Genomic DNA, 17,567 nt, shown 5'->3' on the forward strand with positions numbered 1-17,567 from the left:
CCTATATACCTTATAGCGAATCGGTAGGCATTGGAAAACTCTTTGCAGCTTATGCCGAAAACGCCACCGCCGAAGCAATTAAAATAGTAGGATTTAACGAGCTGACAGGCTGTGTATATATGGAACTTGAAAACGGTATTTGTATAAATTCTTGTTTAGGCGAATCGGTTCATTATACCACACCTTACCACGAACAGGAATTTATGAGTTACAAACAAGCCGTTAAATATAAAGAGTACGCCGAGTATTTGCGCAGTATCCAAGACGGCACACCAGAAGCCGTACAAGATATAAAATTTGAAGATGAAGGCGATAACCCTTATGCTATAAGTTCCTTATTTTAACCCCTTTAAAAACGTCATCACATGAATACTTATATAAAATATTACCCCAATGTTTATTTAGCCAAATGCCAAGAGCCGCACGAAAAAGGAAGCACCATTTTAGTAACGACCAAGTACGGCAAAGAAAACGAGTGTATTGTTTTTAACCTCATCTATCAAAAAGAAGGCTTTTACTTTTATTCCATTGTTCGCGCCGACGGATTCAACACCCAAGAGCGCGCCAAAAACAAGGCCGAAAGACTACAAAACGCCTCTAACAATGCACAGAAAAAAAGTGATGAATATTATCAAGCATCGCAAGAAGGCAGGGACTTTTTAGTATTGGGTGAGCCTATCAAAATAGGCCACCACAGCGAAAAGCGGCACAGGGCTTTAATTGATAGAAATTACAACCGTATGCGCAAATCCGTAGAACTATCCGACAAGGCCGAAAGCTACGAGAGCCGCGCCAGCTATTGGGAGGCCAAAGCAGACCAAATAAATTTGTCCATGCCCGAAAGTATAGAATATTATGAATTTAAGTTGCAGCAAGCCCAGCAGCAGCACGCAGGACTTAAAAACGGCACGATTCCCCGCGCTCATTCATTTTCTTTGACTTACGCCAAAAAGGATTTAAACAATATGGAAAACAATTTAGCCATAGCCCAAAAACTTTGGGGACTAACGCCAGCCGAGCAAGCAAGAGCCGCGCAACAGGAAGACAGCTATTTGTTATAATCCCTTGTTTTAAAACCCTTTAAAACCCCTCAAATTTAAACTATAAGCCCTTTACAGCGTTGTTTGACGTTGGGAGGGCTTTTTTGGGCCGCCCTCGCGGTCTCTTCAGACACCACTACCACAATACACAAAAAGAAAAAATTCTATTGGTATTATGTAGTGGTGGCTTCCTCACCCGCAAAATGGTTTTTGCCGATATATTCTACTACGAACCTTGTCCTTTTTTGGCTTTTAGGACTGCTCTACTTTTGAGCCGCTTATTCCTCATCGTCCCTGACATCGCAAACTTTGAGGTGACGTTCAAGGAGGTTACTACACAGTGGCCTCCTTATTTGTCCTTTTTTGCCTTTTAGGACAGCTCTATTTTTGGCCTATGAAAAGCATTCCGCTCAATCTGCTACTGGCCACCATGCCAACAACACCCACTTTCTCCATTCAATTTGTAACAGCCAACAGGCGAACTGGAGAAGGCGGACAGCTCATTACATTGGCCAATGCCTGCATTGCCAAAAACAAAGCAACTGGACTGCAAAGAACTTATAACCAACAACCTAAACCACATAAGAACCCAAGTCATTTTAAGAATAGAACACGAAATATTTGGTGCAAAACAGAAAAGCGTTTCTACAAAGTACACATCTATCTCATTCTCTCTTTCAATGGATTGGCCGTTCGTTACGGAAACTAAAACATGGGCGACAACTTCACTTCTGAACAGGTTATTTATATCCCTGAGCATTCCCTGCTCGTGGAAACGGGACTGGGTAGTTCGGCGGCTGTTCCGCCTGCTCCTGCCGCAAGCCATTCACAGCCATTATACAAAACCTCCGACAATCAACCCATTGCCTTTTGGGGCGAAGACAACTTGTTTCCACAACGCGTATTGTCTGAAATTTCCCGTAACAGCATTATTCCCGCCGTGCTGGACTGGAAAGCACGCGCCTTGGTTTCGGGCGGGCTGGAATACGGATATTATCATTACGAAGACAAAAAACGATTCTTTGAACCCGTTGAAAATGATGCCATTGAAGAATTTATAGAGCGTTCACGCTTTCCCCATTATTTGGCCAAAGCAAGCAGCGACCTGTATCATTTCTACAATGTTTTTCCTGAGTTGGTTTTAACCAAAGACCGCTCCGAAATCTATTCCATTGCCGCCAATGACGCTTCGTTTTGCCGTTGGGAGGTACAAAACCCACGCACTGGCATCATTGAAACTTGCTACATCAATGCCAATTGGCAGAGTGCAAGGCATGATTCCCCCGAAACACTCCAAGTAAGCGTAATCAATCCCTTTGACAGTCTTGAGCACACACGCCAAAGCAAGGCCTTCAAACTCATTTATCCCATTTCTTACCCCACACCGGGCCGAACTTTTTACCAATTAGCCCACTGGAATACGCTCCGCGTTTCGGGTTGGTTGGAGTTTGCCAACAGTATACCCGAATTTAAACGCGCTTTGATGCGTAACGCCATGAGTATTAAGTACGTGGTGAAAATTCCAACGAAATGGTGGGTATGGAAATACCCTGATTTTGATGCCAAACCCGAATTACGGGCTTCACGCATCAAAGAAACCCAGACTTCAATCAACGAGATGCTCACAAGCGCGAAAAACGCAGGCAAAGCATTGATTACCAACATCATTGACGATAACAACGGAAAACCTTACGGTTGGGAAGTCGAAACCATTAAAGACGGCATGAAAGACGGCGCATACATCGAAGATTCCCAAGAGGCCAGCTCTCACTTATTATTCGCGCTTGGCGTACATGATGCCCTGATCGGTTCGATGCCTGGCAAAGGTTTGGGCGGTAATTCGGGTTCTAATGTCCGTGAAGCACTCAATATGTACCTGTCTTTATGCCAAAGCCACCAAGAACTTATCCTTGAGCCTTTGCGATTTGTGCAAAAATACAACGGTTGGGATAAAAAGCTCAAATTCAGGCTTCGCACCCCCATTATGCAAACCCTTGACCAAGTAACCCCTGATGCCCGTCAAACTCTTCCAGCAGCCTAAACCATGCAACCAATTCTTATTCTTAGCCCCGAGGTTTTCAGAGCGTATATTCCCGTTAATAAAGCCTTTGACATAGCCAATTTGCGCCCGTTTATCGTGCAAGTGCAACGGGATTTGCTCTTGCCAGTGCTGGGCAGAACCCTGCTCAACCAATTGCTTTTGTTGGTCAATGACCAGACCGATTACGAGGCCAAAGCACAGCAAATCATTACCGAAAACGCCAATATTCAGGCCGCGAACGAGGACCTTTTAGCAGCCAATCTCGACGCGGCCATTACCCCATTGCTTACGCCTTTGCCCACAGTCGAGCAAATGCAAGCATTGTTGCCCTACGTGTTAGCACCTTTGGCTATACTCTCTTACGAGAAGTATATCCCTTGGAACTCCGTTTCCATTGACAATTCGGGCATTCGTATCATTTCCAATGACAACGAAAAGACCGCCTTTCAATGGCAAATCAATGATTTGGAGGGTTCGGCGCAACTGATCGGCAATATCGCTTTAGAACACCTGTGGGCGTTTTTGGAGGAAAACGAGGCCGTTTATCCTGCTTTTGCCTCCGCTGACGTAGTGGTTTGGCCGCGAGAGCTGTTCATCGCTACGGCCAAAGAATTTGGCCGTTACCAGTACATCAGCGAGAGCCGCATGGTGTTTTACAAGCTCTTTGCCTTTATCCGACGAGTCGAACAAAACCAAATTCGCAACCTGCTGTACACTGATTTGTTCCTTGAGCTAAAAGCCCAAGTAGCCAATCATTCGCTCTCCGCCCCTAACGCTACGCTTTTAGAGAGCGTCCGAGAATTTGTCGCGCTCAAAGCCATGCACAATGGCTTATTGGAGCTAACCGTCAAATTCTCTGACAAGGGTATTATGTTGTTTAACAACAACAACACCCAATCCAACAAAGTCGAGCAGCCCGCCGAGTTGGAACGCCTCCAACTCCTACGCACGGAAATCGGCAAAACCGCCGAAGCCGCTTTGGTCGCCATCTCCGATTTACTGGAGAAAAATCCCGACGATTATCCCCTTTGGCGCGATAGTCCCCTACGCCCCAAGCCCCAGCAATGCGAGCGTTTTCCCGTCAATAACCATCACAGCCCCACTTTTTGGGCGTAATTTCTTAAACCTAAACCCTTCTTTTAATCATGGAAAACAACCATCATTTCAGCGATAATCCGCTGTTTAATTTTGCCGTCTTCGTCTCGAATTGCCTTTGCCTATCTTGGTCGCTGCAAGACTTAGACACGATACAGCGCATTGTTTCCCTGATTTTCTCTTGCGTTTCTGGATTTTTAGCACTCTGGACGCTATACGAGAAAATCAAAAAATCAAAATCCCCGCCACCAACCGAGTAGCCTAATTTTCAATTATTTACATTCTAAACCCTTATCCAATGAAAAATCTATTGCCGCGTTTCTTGCGCTTTTTGGCCTTGTGGCCTGACGTGTGGGCTTGGCCGTTTGCCTTGCTTGCCTTTGTTATTTCGCCCTTCGTGCTCCGTGCCATCGACCCAACCGCAGGCACTTACGACGTAGGTATTTGGCAGGCCGTTTTAATGGCCATTGCTATTCTGGTAGTTTTTAACGGCATTGTTTGGCTGGGTGTCTTTTTCAACTTCAGGCCGCTATTTGACTACTATGTTCATCGTTTCAAAGAAGACTTTAAAAACCTTTCACCATGTCAATCTATCGTTACTTTAATGGCTTTTTACTCCTTTTTGCTCTTTCTATTGGTGTTGCTTACGGCACTGATAATCAATTAAAACGCAAGGAATTAGCACAGATTTATTCCTCTCAAGTCGGCGTGCGCGAAGCCACAGGAAACAACGACGGCCTGCAAGTAGAAACCTTCCTACACGCAGCCAACGCCAAACGCGGCCAGTCGTGGTGTGCCGCCTTCGTCTCATGGTGTCTCCAATTAGCAGGCATCAAACACCCGATTACGGCTTGGGCGGCAGCCATGTTTCCAGCCCGCAATACCATTTACACACGTGGCCGTCCGCCGACGGCCACACCCCAACAAGGCGACTTGTTCGGGCTGTATTACAACAACTTGGGCCGCATCGGGCATGTGGGCTTTATCCACGATTGGGGTAACGGTAACATCGTCGTTACCGTCGAAGGCAATACCAACGAGGCCGCCTCCCGTGAAGGCGACGGCGTTTATAAGAAAAAACGCCTTAAAAGACAGATTTACAAGGTTGCTAATTTCATTGACTTATGAAAAATTACGCTTTTTTGCTTTATGTACTTTTCGTAATCGCCTGCCTTATGCTCGGCGATTACTACTCACGGCAGCGCGATAAAATCGCAGCCCTTGAAGCGGAGCGCGAAAACCTTGTTTTAGCGCATAACAATCAATTGCGCCGCGTGCGCAATGCACAAGGCCAACAAAGAACTGTCGCTCCCGTCGCCCAGCTCTCTGCCGCTACGCTTCGAGAGCTGAACGCGGCACACATTGCCGCCTTAGAACGCGCCTTTGACATCAAGCTCAAACGTATTCAGGCCGTCATGCGTTTGTCGGTTACTACATCGGGCAAGGCGGGCATGCCTGCGCGTGATACGCTTGTCATGTCGCCGCGCGATTCGCTGCCGCAGCATTTTAAAAAGTACAGCTATTCCGATAACTACTTTACAATGTCCGCAATTGCGGACGCGGATAGCCTGCACGTTACTCACTATTCCGTCCGCAATGACATTACAGCCATTGCGCACAAAGGCCGCCGCTCCCCCCGTTGGAAGTTCTGGAAACCGCGCCCGATACAATGCCAAGTGTTCCTTTTTAACCCACATACAGGACTTGACACCCTCAATGTTACAATTGCTAATGGAAAATAACGGATTCTATCTTGACGGAAAATTTTATGCTTGCCCAAAATCTTATGACGAGCGATCGCCGTCAATGAGATTTTGGCCTGTCAGCAGTCGCGCGATGTTGCCATCGTGCGGCTGCTGCCTGTTTTGTTTTCTATTGAAAAACACCCCCGTTTGGCTTGGTTTTTGGCTAACCAAATGACCGATACCGAACTCTACGACTTGGCCATGCTCACCGAGCCTTTCTTGGAGTCGCGCCCTTCGGCCAAGTGTTTACTGCCTACGCTCACGCTGCGGCAAAGATTCCCCAAGCCTAATTTGCTGTTCCATTCCGCAGGCGACAACATGGAAAACCTCTCGTTTTTTGAGTTTATCAAGTGCGAAAAATACTATCTGGACTTTTGCCGCCGTCAGCAAGACAGCGATTTGGATAACTTGGCCGCCATTATTTACCGACCCGCACGCAAAAAATACCGACCCGAAGACGGCGACATACGCCAGCCCTTTAATGAGAATGTCGTGGCCGCTCGTGCTGCTGCTTTCGCCAAGCTCCCGCGTGGCGCAAAACTGGCCGTCTTGTTGCAATACACCGCTTGGCGCGAAAACTTGGTCTTGCAATTTCCCTTGGTGTTCGCCCCACCCACCGACGAGGAAAGAGGCCGTCCTAATTATGGTTGGTTGGCCGTTTTGCTGAATTTGGCAGGCGATAAATTCGGCGACGACGAGCAAACCGCACGCAAAAACATTTATATAATCTTGGCGCATTTGCAAATACAATTGGCCAACAAGCCCACGCAAGACAATGAACGATAAGCAGTTACGAGAATATTTTGAAAAAGAAATTGCCGCCAAATTGCCTGAAATCCAGCATTCGGCCACACAAAAACGTTTTGGTACGATTGACATTGAAGACGTGTACAATAGCCTTCGCAATGATTTTGATTTGCGCGGCTATTGCCTACTCATTGAGTTTCCCGAAAAAACAACCGATTTGCAAGACCTTGATTCCGTGTTTCAAGACACCATCATGGCCTACACCGTGTTGCGCAAAGTAGAGAAAAGTAACATCGCGGAGCGCGAAGAAGTGTTGGTGGAATGTGAGCGCATTGGTAAGAAAATCCTTTCCAAAATTCTGCACCATGCCCGCACTCGTCAGTTTTTCAAAAACACTACTTTTAGGCCAATCCCGATTCAGAAAGTAGGCCCTGTATTTGATAACGCCTACGGAAAACGTTTTGAGGTAACTTTCTACGAATCTGATAATCAGCAGCTAATCTTTAAGGCCGATGAGTGGGACGACTAATTTTTTCGCTGTGTATGCCTTAGTGCAGGACTGGGCAAACCGCACCGCGCGCGTTTTGCGCGAGCAAATCAAACAGAAAAAAGTAAAACACACCGACGAGTTACTCCACAGCATCGCCGTAGAAGTAGCCCAAAAAGAAGCAGGTGTGATTGAAGCCTCCTTCAGTTTCAAACTCTATGGCCGCTTCGTGGACATGGGCGCAGGCCGCAGGCCAGTAATCGAATCCGCCCAAACCAACCGCGAAGTTTGGCAGGCCAAAAGCAAAGGCCGCAAACCCAAAAAATGGTACTCACGGCCTTATTACGGACGGGTTCACGTCCTAAACGCCGTCGTCAGCTCCAAAGTAGCCGAACAAGCCGTGAATACCGTAAAATCGGGGTTGGGCAATTAAGATTCTTGTGTGGTTTCACAAAAAAACGTTCCTTTGACGCATTAAAGCGCAATACATGGAAAATATTTTGTGTTTTATGTTTTGATTATCAATTTGTTAAGTATTTGTGGAAAACTTTTTTTCTAATCGTGTCACCCTTTTTCCCTTCGGCAAACGTCTTAGATAATGGGATTAGTTATAAATTAACTTTCCCCTCATAAGTAATTGCTGATTAGAAACAAAATTCTAAATATATGTCACACGATTTGAAATTAGCATTATACCGATTCTCTGTAAAAGGAAGTGGTAAAAGAGATTTGTTAAAATTTGAGGCTGTAATAGATACAGTGATATCAGATGTATCTATTACAGATAAAAATGAAAAGTATAAGAAATTCATAGAAAGTTATATAAATTCATTTAATGGTGAATTCTCTACTAACAAAGATAATACCAAGTCATTAAGTCCTAATGATAATAGCATTACGTTTATTGCTTCTGAAAATGTTATACATGGAATGATTAGAGGAGGATTAAGTAATATCGCTCAGGACATATATAATAAAAAAAATAGCAAAACAGTTAAAAATCAAATAAATAAAGATGATATAGCTGCACTTGATTATTACTTTTTATTATGGACTCCCTTTCACCGTGATTTAGGTATTCTAATGGTGCAATATTACTCATCTGCAACAATGACAAGCGTCCTATTAGATAATCTCTCTTTATTTTTTAGAAAACTTAACCTTACGTTAGTGACTTATCCATTTGTTCCAGAAGAAGACAAAAAACGTTTTATTGAACGTAGTTTAATAAAACGGATTGCGTTCTCAAAAAAAGTACAAACCAGTGACGCAAGAAGGCAATTTGAACCTCTATTATCAGAGGAAGATGAATTTGAAATTGTAGTAGAGCTTCGTAAAATAAATAAAAACTCCAATGAGTTTATTGGTAAAATACAAAATCTACTCAAGAGTGGAAAAAAATTATTCAATGGAAATTTCCTAGCAGAAGAACGGCTGGAAAACTTTGAAATGAAAATTTATTATGAAGATGAGCAGGGTAGAAAGGCTCATGCAAAATTAACAGACACTTTTGATATATTACCTACCATAGATTTACCTGTGAGCTTAAAAAGAAAAGATAGTGACAGTCCTGATATTAATTTAATAAAGGAATTTTGTTTAAAACTTTTAAATAAAATAAAGAATGAATGATATATTTCATATAGCTCAAATTATCAAAGAAGCATACAAAACTATTGAAAGTAAAAATAAAAGAATTTTTACTTTCACTTTATTTCCAATTATGTTTGCTTTTTTTACTGTTCTTTTTATGAAAATTAAAATAACTAAGGATTATGTAGGGATAATTCTTAGTTCTCTTTCAATTTTTGCAGGTTTTTTCTTTACATTAATTGTATATGTAACAGATAAAGCTGCAAATAAGAAGCGAGAGTTTAATATAAAAATAGATAAACAAGAAGAAGAAAAAGAGGCTTTAGCAACTTATCTTGAATTTTGCGAAAAACTAATTATACAAATTAGTTATTCAATCGTTTTTTGTATAATAATTGTTTTCTCTGTATTGACAACTCAATATGATTTTTGTGTATTGGATAACTATGACCTTATAGTAATACAGAATACTGTTTCTGAGTGGATTACTATATGTTGTAATATAATCTCAATAGCACTTATTTATCATTTTGTTGTTTATTTACTACTAATAGTTAGTAATATGTATGCTCTATTTTTAAATGAGGTTAAACAATAAAGTATACATATGTAATTTATATACTACAAAGTTTCTCTTTATGATGGCATTATGGCCAACTATGGATATTCAGTCTTAATAGAAATTATTTTACTATTATTCAATCTCGTAGTGCCTTTATTTTTAACAGACAACAACTCAAATATAATCATAAGCATTGATGTGTTTGGGCTATTTCACACACTCACCTCACTTTTCTAACAATGGACGAACTCCTTGCTATTAAAGAATTGCTCATAAATGATTTGATTAGCTATGAGCAGGCGCTTCGCAGGCTTTGGCAACTGCCAAAGCCATGGACTACAAAGCATTGGGAAAAAATGCGAAGCATACATTTAAAAGATGCGTGCGAAAACTGTGGTTCTACTACACAACCTCTAGTTATACAACACACTGTTCAGCCTACCAAATTCAAGGAACACTACGAAAAAATAATGAGTAGTTATAGACCTGAAAAGGAAGAAGAGGAAATCTCCGAAGAATTGGTTTATAATTATTTAAAAGAGAATTCGGAAATTAGAAATGCCTGTCCTACTTGTGGTGTAACTACTATTAGGTGAATCAAAGATTCAAACAATTACACTTGTCCCAAAAAGCATATTTTTGAAAATCCAGTTAGTATTCCATATTACACTAAAGCTCGTACGACAAACTTTGATAGGGCTAAAGATTTGACAATAGAGTTTTTGCATAGGACGGCAATTTTAAAAGTAAGACAAGAAGCTAAGGAAAAATTTGATTTAATTGTAGGCAAACAGGCTCTATTATTAAGTATTGAAGAAAGTATTGAGTACAGACTATTTAAACACGTTAAAACCTGTTGCAAGCGTTGCGCCGCGATTGAAGATAACATTGTACCTCAATACACTTTGTGTAAAGTCTGTCAAGTTCAGTACCATAATCCAATTTATCCCACTTGTTTTATTTGTAAAGATTTAGTCCAGCAACTATAAGATATATTCAAAAAATAAAATCTTTTGGGCGTTCCCCTTCGGGTCGCTCCCTTACGGCTACGCTTACGCTTCGGCCTCTTCGCGGCGGCTGCGCCCCTTCAGGCAGCTAACGCATTTTTCCCGCATATTAACCCAACAAAGGGATTTGCTGAAATCACAAAAAATGTATGCGCTACGTTTTCCTTTTTTGTAACTTCGCAAATCTCCGCTCCATTGTGCGTTATTGTAAAAGAACCATAAATAACAAATGAAGTTAATTAAATTTCAGCATAACTACAAAAGTTTAGCAATAACAGCAATAATTTTGATTGCTTATTGCCTAATAAGTGATTACTTGATAGAAACAAGACCAATCTTTAAACGAGAGTATTGGGCTTTGTATGATGGAGTTGTACACGGTTTAGTTGGCGTTATAATATTATTACCATTTTTCAAAGAATACAATTTATATAATTTTTCCTTAATTTTTTTTATATCTACAATTATTGATATAGACCATTTTATTCTTGCAGGTTCATTTTCTGTTTCAGATGCAATTAACTTACCAATGCGTCCTATAACACACAGTATAACTTTTGCTTTAATTTTTGGGTTTTGGGTTTTTATTTTTTTCAGAACACAACCTTTTGTTTTTTGGATTGTCTTTGCCGCTTTAACTTCTCACGTAGTTCGTGATGCTTCGAGTGGTTTAACATTGATATTCTATCCATTTAGTATTTCTAAAATTCCATATTTTAGTTACCTATTAGTTGAAATATTACTACTTTACTTATCATACTTTATTCACAATAAATTTTTAGAAAAATGAAACATATTGAAAGCATAGATGCTGCAATAACCGTTGCTTATAAAAGATTTGATGAGGAGTTAGCAAGAACAGGTATTTTGATAAATAAAGGTACTTTTGCTTTGGGAATTGTATTAGCATTAGCAGGTATTTTTGCTCAAATATTTGGACAAGTGATAGGTAAATTGTCTTTTTCAAATCAAAAGCATATTCTTTTCGTAAGCAGTATTTTTTTTATATTCTTAATTTTTGTATGTGCCTCTTTTATGATATTTTTTGTACTTAAACCCAAGAAATATTTAACAGGTATGGGAAATGAGTTACTTAAAGTTAAAGCACATAGCCTTGAACCTTACGAATTTAAATCATTAGTACTTGAAAGTTATATAAATGCGTATGCTCAAAATCAAAAAATTAACAATCAAAAAGCCTCTTTGATTTATTACGCATTCATTTTAATAATGTTAGCATCATTTTTAGGAATTGCTTTAAGCATTTTTACAGAATTTATAGTGTTAAACAACAAATAAAAACGGTTATGATTGAAAATGTTTTAACATTAATACAGGAAAATAGATTTGCTGATGCTTTTGCTTTGGCAGATACTCTTGTTTCTAATTCACCCCGATACGAAGAATTTAAACAAGAGTTCATTGCGGGTAAGGCATCTTATGATTATCACGAAAGACTGATAATCTTTTTTAGAAATTACAAAATTACAAACTCTCTTAACAATGAAATAGATACTAATATCGCTGCCAAAAAAATAGTTTGCGAACACTGCGAAGCAGAAAACATTGAAATACTGGGTAAGTGTTCACATTTATTTTGCCAAGAAATGTGTTGCTCTCATTGTGGAGAAGTTCATAAAGGTAAGTTTTTACATAAAGAAGGTTGGTGCATTAACGGTATTAATATTTACAATAAATCCAATGAAAAAAATTAAAAAATTACTTGGCAGAGTTATACAAGTTATTGTACGTAAAGTATCAAATTTATTCTCACCTCTTAATTATAAGAGTGGGGATAAGTTTGTCCAACAAACAAGAAATTCTGTAAACTCTGATTTTACAACTTCTTACATTGAATTAATAGCAAATAACACTTCTGGTAGTGTAAATGCTGTTTACGGATTTAGATTTGTTCCTATACCATTTGACTTCTATGTAGCAGTTATATTAGACAAAGAACTTGAAGATGTGACAGAAGAAGACAAAAGAAAAGTAAGTGAAGAAAATGATTTGTCATTATTGGAGGGAATTGATTTTTTACAAAAGTATGAATTTCTGAGAAATAACTTTTTTTTACATTACGAAAAGCGAAAAATAAATTTCCCTAATAGTGATATAGTTGTAAAAGCCATTGAGGAGGAGTTTTTTCACCATAATCACGTTAAGAACACATCGAGTTGGGTATTGTCAAATATATTTACATTGTGTTATAGAATATCGGCTACTTATGTTTGTTACAGAAATTACAAAAACAAACCAATTGACTTGGAAGTATCTAAATTTTGTATAAATATGTATTTTATGCAATGGGGATTAAACTCTGCAAACGCAAGTTTTATTGAGGCATACAAACACTATACAGACGATAATCTAAATGAGGTTAAAAAGAACTATGGGAAAGAAGTGCATAAATTATGCTTGATTTTTAAAGAGTTGGAAGAAGTTTGTGAAAATAAATTCACTCAACAAAAACACGATATGATTGAATTTGTTTCCAAAACAGTTATCAATTTTCCATTTATTGATAATTTTACAAAATTTTCAGCAAAGGAATTTTTATCATTCTATGCCCCAATAACTACCAAAGAAAGGCTTAAAAAAGCTATCGAAATACTGGATAATCCTTCAAAAGATATTGACTTTTTAGCCCTAAAAAACGAAATAACTAATCAATTAAAATTTGGAAATGATTTAGAGATGTCAGTTCCAAAGGCTTTTGTATATTATGCAACAGCAAAATTTATCCCATCTCAATTAGTTTGGTTTGTGTTTTGGCGTTCTATGACAATGTTTCTCAGAACTACTAAATATTTTTCAGTTATGTTTTCATTTATGAGAAATTTAATTATGAAAAATAAAACAATAGAAGATAATGCTTATAAAAATTTACCTGCAATTCAGACAAGTGGAATTAATGGTGAGGATTTTACATTTGACTTTGCTATGAGTATGTTTAAAGGAAATCCTAAATCATTTAAAAAAGCGGCTGAAAGTTTTGAACCTTCTTTATTAGGGGACAAATCTTTACATATTAAAGGAGCTAGTTTTACAGAAAATCACTCGAAAGAGAGGTTTCGTAAATTATTTATTCATAAAGCATTTTTAAGGGCTATTTACTATGTAGTTTCTTTTGCACCCAAAGAAAATTACATAGATGCTTGGGACAGATATGAAGAGTATTGTTTATTTGCTTTTCGTTGGCTTCCATTTCTGGATAGTTACAAAAATTATATCGTTGAAAATTTTTTAAAATTACTATTTCAAAACGCAATGTTGTTGAAAGAAGAAACTAATTGTAATTTTTCAGATGTGGAAAAAGACCCTATTGACGATAATTTTGCTATTTATTTCAATAAAAGGTTATTAAATATTGAAAGTGAAATCAATAAACTTGAAAATAAACAAATCATATATTGGTACGCAGATGCTAACTACCGACACGGAATATAACCACAAACGCACAACATTGCATTTGTGGCAAGGCGGGCAGACGTGCTAATTTAAAATTTTATGTTTTCAATTAGCTTTTGTGCGTTTGGAAACGGTAGCGAGACTAAACCCGCCACTACGCAAACCCAAAAACCGTTAATTATTCTTTCCCAAATAAATTCTTTTGGGCGTTGCCACCCGAAAAAGGGTGGCCGCTCCCTTGCAGACTCCGCTTACGCTTCGGCCTCTTGGGGAGGCTGCTTCGCATCTTTCAGGCAGCTAACGCATTTTTCCCACACATTAACCCAAGGCTTCGGAAACCCCGAAGCCTTTTTTGTCCTTTCCTGTTTTGATTCATTGGCTTAGGTTCGCGAAAAACCCAAACCAAGCATGAATCAGAACGAGCAATCGCGCGTAACCGTCATCGTGGACGGCAAACAGGGCATCAACGAGTTGGGCAAATTGGAGATGCAGGCCTCCGACTTGCGCGAACAAATCAAAAAGCTCAAGACAGGCACGGACGAATACGTCAAGGCCAACGAGAAGTTGGACAAGGTAAAGTCCGAGATGGCAGGCTTGCGCCAAGAAATTGGCTTGAGTGGCCTGACCATGAACCAATTGAACAAATACCAATTGGATTTGAGCCGCGAAATAAACAATACGGTAACCAAAGGCACAGAACGCTACAACGAACTCAAAACCAAACTTATAGAAGTTCGGGGCGTAATTCAAGGCCAAAAAGATGACATTCGCGGTGTGGCCAAAGTATCAGAAGCTGCCGCAGGTTCTATCAAGGCCCTCAAAGACGAGGCCGCCAAACTTGATGCGGAAATGGAATTGTTGGGAGGCGACACCGCCGAGTTTGCCGCCAAAGCCGCCCAATTGCAGCAAGTCAAAGCCCAACTCAACGACCTGACCAACGCAGCCAAAGGCATCGAAAAAGCCGTTACCCCCGCCGCAGGTTCTATCAAGGCTCTCAAAGACGAAGCCGCCAAACTCGATGCGGAAATGGAATTGTTGGGAGGCGACACCGCCGAATTTGCCGCCAAAGCCGCCCAGCTCCAGCAAGTCAAAACCCAGCTCAATGACCTGACCAATGCGGCCAAAGGCATCGAAAAAGCTGTTACCCCCGCTGCGGGTTCTATCAAAGCCCTCAAAGACGAGGCCGCCAAACTCGATGCGGAACTCCAGTTACTGGAAGCTGACACCGCCGAGTTTACGGCCAAAGCCTCACAGCTCCAGCAAGTCGATGCACGCCTGAAAGCCGCCACCAGTGCGGCCAAAGGTTTGGAAGTGGCGCAAGAAGGTGCGACGGGTTCAATGGCAAGGCTAAAAGCCCAAGCCGCAGCCCTCGAAAAAGAACTTTCTTTGCTTGCGCCCGATACCGCTTCTTTTGCCGCCAAGCTCAAGGAACTCAAAGCCGTAGAAGGACAAATCGGTTCGGTGCAAAACAAAATGAGCGGCCTTTCAGGGGCTTGGAAGGAGTTTAAATCGGGTGCTTTGTCGATGGCTGGCGGGGTCATTGGTGGGAATTTGATGCTCATGGCCGCCCAAAAGTTAGCCGACTTTATCCCGAACTTAATCAACTCACAATCAAAACTTTCTGATTCCTTAGCCGACTTGCGCAAAACCACAGGCATGAGTGCCGACGAGGTGAAGGAGTTTAACAAGCAACTGAGCAAAATAGACACGCGAACCCCTACGGAGGAGTTACGCAAAATTGCCATTGTGGCGGGTCAGTTGGGCATTGCCAAGAAGGATATTTTAGGCTTTACTACGTCAGTAGATAGGCTTGTGGTAGCGTTGGGCGATGAATTTCAGGGAGGCGCAGAGGAAATCACCAAACAGGTAGGTGCGTTGCGAAATATTTTTGCCGACATCAAATCCGATAACGTGTCGGAAGATATGCTCCATATCGGTAACGCCCTGAACCAATTGGGCGCAGAAGGTGCGGCGACAGGCCCCGTCATGTCGGATATGGCCAGCCGCATCGGTGGCGTAGGCATTACCCTTGGCCTGACCTCTGGGCAAGTGTTAGGCTTGGCCGCCACCATGCAAGAACTGAACATCACTTCGGAACGTGGCAGTACCGCCGTTACTAAGATTTTGCAAAAGATGGCTTCTGCTCCGCAAGAGTTCGCAGTCGTGGCAGGCATGGCCGCCAAAGACTTTAAACAATTGGTGGACAATGACATTTACGGTGCTTTGGTGAAAGTAGTGGAAGGCTCAAACAAAACAGGCACAAGTGCCACGGCTTTGGCGGCCATCTTAAAAGAACTGGACGTGGACGGAGCAGGCGCGAGTGAGGTGTTCGCAAAACTTGGTAGTAATACCGAGTTGTTGGCCAAAAAGGTAAACTCCGCGACCTCGGCACTCAAAGGCACGGACTCCATTATGAACGAGTTCAATATCAAAAACGAGAACATGGCGGCCAAGATGGAAAAGATTGGCAAAGCTATTTCCAAAGCCTTTACTTTCAGCAGCGTGTCTTCGGCGATGGAAGGCCTTGTAAACTGGGTTTACAAGCTCGTCCCCGCCGCAGAGAAACAGAGTGAGGCGTTAGAGAAAGAGCGCGTCAATGTTCGCGCCGTTGGCCTTGAAATTCTCAGTCTCAATGTGGGCAACGAACGCCGTACCAAACTCATTAACGAGCTTAAAGAATCCTATCCCGATCACCTAAAAAACATCAATGCCGAAACCAGTTCCAACCAAGAACTTAAAAAGGCCTTGGACAACGTAAACCACTCCTTAGTACAGCAGATTGTCATTAAAAAAGCAGGCGAGGAATTGGAAGCACAGCTTCTAATTGAAGCCGATAAAAAACTGGAGTTAGGCCGAGCGCGTGAAGAGCTGCGTAAAAAAATGGACAATCTCTACACGCAAGGCGGAAAAGGCGTTGCTTCGATGTTGGCTTTACAACAAGAACTTACGGAGAAATCCATTTCGTTGGAGCAGCAATACATGATTGTGGAACAAGAGGCCAGCGATGGCCGCATCAAAGGCATTTCGCGCGTAAACCCCTTTTTGGAATCGGCACGCGAAGCCGTCAAAAAGGTGCAGGCCGCCGAAGTCGCCTACAATCTGGAGAAACAAAAAAGTGGCGATTTGGACAAAGAACGCATTGCCTTGCTCAAAGCCCTTGGCATTGAAGAAGAAAAGGCCACGACCAAGAAAACAACCAAAGGCAAAGAAACTCCAGAAGCCGCCGACCTTGATGCCGCCCGAAAAATCCGCGATGCGAAAATCGCTTTACTCACAGACGAGTACGAGCAAAAACGCCAAAAACTGCAAGCCGCTGCCGCCGATGAAAAGGCCAATTTTGAGAAAACAAAAGCCACTGCTGGCCAAATCGCCGAATACAAAAAATTGGTAGAGGCCAAGCTCCACCAAGACTTAATAAAGCTATCGCACGAGAAAGACCGCACGATTAAAGACGTAGAATTGAGCGTTTTGGGTGATACGTTGCGAGGCAAACAACAAAAACTCATTGAGCAGGCCACGCGAGACGTAAAGGATTTTGTCGGAACTGAGCAGCAAAAAGCAGCTTACGCCAGTGCCATTGAAGACAAGCTCATGAAAGACTTGGCTGATGCCGATGCCGAATACAGAAAAAAAGCCCTTGAAGAGGAGCAAAAACTCCAAAAGGAAAAAGTAGAAGCCGCCAAGAAAGCCAAGCAACAGGAGTTGGACGATGCGACGGCCTTTGCAGAATTGCAAGTGCTTGTTACGCAAAAGGATACCGATGTGATGGGCTTTGAGGTGCAGAAAAGCGAAGGCATTATCCGAGAGCTAAAACGCCGAAAATACGCCGAGCTTGAAAA

19 protein-coding genes are annotated in these 17,567 nt (G+C 41.4%); all 19 read left to right on the plus strand.

The window, feature by feature from the left end; genetic code table 11:
* Positions 1-344: hypothetical protein (locus BM090_RS18570; protein WP_177200007.1), on the plus strand; the 344-nt coding region annotated here is incomplete at its 5' end.
* Positions 345-365: 21 nt separating this feature from the next.
* Positions 366-1,061 (plus strand): DUF3560 domain-containing protein, encoded by a 696-nt coding sequence (locus BM090_RS17610; RefSeq protein ID WP_091516848.1) that lies wholly within the window; start codon positions 366-368, stop codon positions 1,059-1,061.
* A 373-nt stretch (positions 1,062-1,434) separates the two neighbouring features.
* Positions 1,435-1,749 (plus strand): hypothetical protein, encoded by a 315-nt coding sequence (locus tag BM090_RS17615; RefSeq protein ID WP_091516852.1) that lies wholly within the window; start codon positions 1,435-1,437, stop codon positions 1,747-1,749.
* Positions 1,750-1,752: 3 nt separating this feature from the next.
* Positions 1,753-3,081, plus strand: coding sequence for a hypothetical protein (locus tag BM090_RS17620; protein ID WP_091516855.1), 1,329 nt, complete (start codon positions 1,753-1,755; stop codon positions 3,079-3,081).
* A 3-nt stretch (positions 3,082-3,084) separates the two neighbouring features.
* On the plus strand, positions 3,085-4,197 hold the full coding sequence (locus tag BM090_RS17625; RefSeq protein ID WP_091516857.1) for a DUF6712 family protein: 1,113 nt from the start codon (positions 3,085-3,087) through the stop codon (positions 4,195-4,197).
* 277 nt (positions 4,198-4,474) lie between these two features.
* Positions 4,475-4,843 (plus strand): hypothetical protein, encoded by a 369-nt coding sequence (locus BM090_RS18220; RefSeq protein WP_143084039.1) that lies wholly within the window; start codon positions 4,475-4,477, stop codon positions 4,841-4,843.
* Positions 4,759-5,304 carry a CHAP domain-containing protein gene (locus BM090_RS17630; protein ID WP_091516860.1) on the plus strand — a complete coding sequence of 182 codons (546 nt, stop codon included), beginning with the start codon at positions 4,759-4,761 and terminating at the stop codon, positions 5,302-5,304. The genes BM090_RS18220 and BM090_RS17630 overlap by 85 nt, the downstream gene beginning before the upstream one ends.
* A complete protein-coding gene (locus BM090_RS17635) occupies positions 5,301-5,918 on the plus strand; it encodes a DUF6549 family protein (protein WP_091516864.1) in 618 nt (205 codons plus the stop codon). Before BM090_RS17630 ends, BM090_RS17635 begins: the two co-directional genes overlap by 4 nt.
* A 72-nt stretch (positions 5,919-5,990) precedes the next feature.
* Positions 5,991-6,707 (plus strand): hypothetical protein, encoded by a 717-nt coding sequence (locus BM090_RS17640; protein WP_091516866.1) that lies wholly within the window; start codon positions 5,991-5,993, stop codon positions 6,705-6,707.
* On the plus strand, positions 6,697-7,197 hold the full coding sequence (locus BM090_RS17645; RefSeq protein WP_091516869.1) for a hypothetical protein: 501 nt from the start codon (positions 6,697-6,699) through the stop codon (positions 7,195-7,197). The genes BM090_RS17640 and BM090_RS17645 overlap by 11 nt, the downstream gene beginning before the upstream one ends.
* Positions 7,181-7,588 carry a hypothetical protein gene (locus BM090_RS17650; RefSeq protein ID WP_143084040.1) on the plus strand — a complete coding sequence of 136 codons (408 nt, stop codon included), beginning with the start codon at positions 7,181-7,183 and terminating at the stop codon, positions 7,586-7,588. Before BM090_RS17645 ends, BM090_RS17650 begins: the two co-directional genes overlap by 17 nt.
* A gap of 233 nt (positions 7,589-7,821) precedes the next feature.
* Positions 7,822-8,787: a hypothetical protein gene (locus BM090_RS17655; protein WP_091516872.1), complete on the plus strand. Its 966-nt coding sequence runs from the start codon at positions 7,822-7,824 to the stop codon at positions 8,785-8,787.
* Positions 8,780-9,346 carry a hypothetical protein gene (locus BM090_RS17660; RefSeq protein WP_091516874.1) on the plus strand — a complete coding sequence of 189 codons (567 nt, stop codon included), beginning with the start codon at positions 8,780-8,782 and terminating at the stop codon, positions 9,344-9,346. The genes BM090_RS17655 and BM090_RS17660 overlap by 8 nt, the downstream gene beginning before the upstream one ends.
* Before the next feature lie 203 nt (positions 9,347-9,549).
* Positions 9,550-9,906, plus strand: coding sequence for a hypothetical protein (locus BM090_RS17665; protein WP_091516876.1), 357 nt, complete (start codon positions 9,550-9,552; stop codon positions 9,904-9,906).
* Between the two features lie 640 nt (positions 9,907-10,546).
* Complete coding sequence (locus tag BM090_RS17670; protein WP_091516878.1) at positions 10,547-11,107, plus strand: metal-dependent hydrolase; 561 nt, start codon at positions 10,547-10,549, stop codon at positions 11,105-11,107.
* On the plus strand, positions 11,104-11,616 hold the full coding sequence (locus BM090_RS17675) for a hypothetical protein (protein ID WP_091516882.1): 513 nt from the start codon (positions 11,104-11,106) through the stop codon (positions 11,614-11,616). The genes BM090_RS17670 and BM090_RS17675 overlap by 4 nt, the downstream gene beginning before the upstream one ends.
* 8 nt (positions 11,617-11,624) lie before the next feature.
* Positions 11,625-12,032 carry a hypothetical protein gene (locus BM090_RS17680; protein ID WP_091516885.1) on the plus strand — a complete coding sequence of 136 codons (408 nt, stop codon included), beginning with the start codon at positions 11,625-11,627 and terminating at the stop codon, positions 12,030-12,032.
* Complete coding sequence (locus BM090_RS17685; RefSeq protein WP_091516888.1) at positions 12,019-13,767, plus strand: hypothetical protein; 1,749 nt, start codon at positions 12,019-12,021, stop codon at positions 13,765-13,767. Before BM090_RS17680 ends, BM090_RS17685 begins: the two co-directional genes overlap by 14 nt.
* A gap of 369 nt (positions 13,768-14,136) precedes the next feature.
* On the plus strand, positions 14,137-17,567 hold a 3,431-nt coding region (locus tag BM090_RS17690; protein ID WP_091516890.1), incomplete at its 3' end, for a phage tail tape measure protein.

The organism is Flexibacter flexilis DSM 6793 (assembly GCF_900112255.1).
Lineage (GTDB): Bacteria > Bacteroidota > Bacteroidia > Cytophagales > Flexibacteraceae > Flexibacter > Flexibacter flexilis.

Excerpts from the sequence above, each read along its gene's own strand:
- BM090_RS17610 (WP_091516848.1), top strand. The coding sequence starts at position 366 with ATGAATACTTATATAAAATATTACCCCAATGTTTATTTAGCCAAATGC.
- BM090_RS17615 (WP_091516852.1), top strand. The coding sequence starts at position 1,435 with ATGAAAAGCATTCCGCTCAATCTGCTACTGGCCACCATGCCAACAACA.
- BM090_RS17620 (WP_091516855.1), top strand. The coding sequence starts at position 1,753 with ATGGGCGACAACTTCACTTCTGAACAGGTTATTTATATCCCTGAGCAT.
- BM090_RS17625 (WP_091516857.1), top strand. The coding sequence starts at position 3,085 with ATGCAACCAATTCTTATTCTTAGCCCCGAGGTTTTCAGAGCGTATATT.
- BM090_RS18220 (WP_143084039.1), top strand. The coding sequence starts at position 4,475 with ATGAAAAATCTATTGCCGCGTTTCTTGCGCTTTTTGGCCTTGTGGCCT.
- BM090_RS17630 (WP_091516860.1), top strand. The coding sequence starts at position 4,759 with ATGTCAATCTATCGTTACTTTAATGGCTTTTTACTCCTTTTTGCTCTT.
- BM090_RS17635 (WP_091516864.1), top strand. The coding sequence starts at position 5,301 with ATGAAAAATTACGCTTTTTTGCTTTATGTACTTTTCGTAATCGCCTGC.
- BM090_RS17645 (WP_091516869.1), top strand. The coding sequence starts at position 6,697 with ATGAACGATAAGCAGTTACGAGAATATTTTGAAAAAGAAATTGCCGCC.
- BM090_RS17650 (WP_143084040.1), top strand. The coding sequence starts at position 7,181 with ATGAGTGGGACGACTAATTTTTTCGCTGTGTATGCCTTAGTGCAGGAC.
- BM090_RS17655 (WP_091516872.1), top strand. The coding sequence starts at position 7,822 with ATGTCACACGATTTGAAATTAGCATTATACCGATTCTCTGTAAAAGGA.
- BM090_RS17660 (WP_091516874.1), top strand. The coding sequence starts at position 8,780 with ATGAATGATATATTTCATATAGCTCAAATTATCAAAGAAGCATACAAA.
- BM090_RS17665 (WP_091516876.1), top strand. The coding sequence starts at position 9,550 with ATGGACGAACTCCTTGCTATTAAAGAATTGCTCATAAATGATTTGATT.
- BM090_RS17670 (WP_091516878.1), top strand. The coding sequence starts at position 10,547 with ATGAAGTTAATTAAATTTCAGCATAACTACAAAAGTTTAGCAATAACA.
- BM090_RS17675 (WP_091516882.1), top strand. The coding sequence starts at position 11,104 with ATGAAACATATTGAAAGCATAGATGCTGCAATAACCGTTGCTTATAAA.
- BM090_RS17680 (WP_091516885.1), top strand. The coding sequence starts at position 11,625 with ATGATTGAAAATGTTTTAACATTAATACAGGAAAATAGATTTGCTGAT.
- BM090_RS17685 (WP_091516888.1), top strand. The coding sequence starts at position 12,019 with ATGAAAAAAATTAAAAAATTACTTGGCAGAGTTATACAAGTTATTGTA.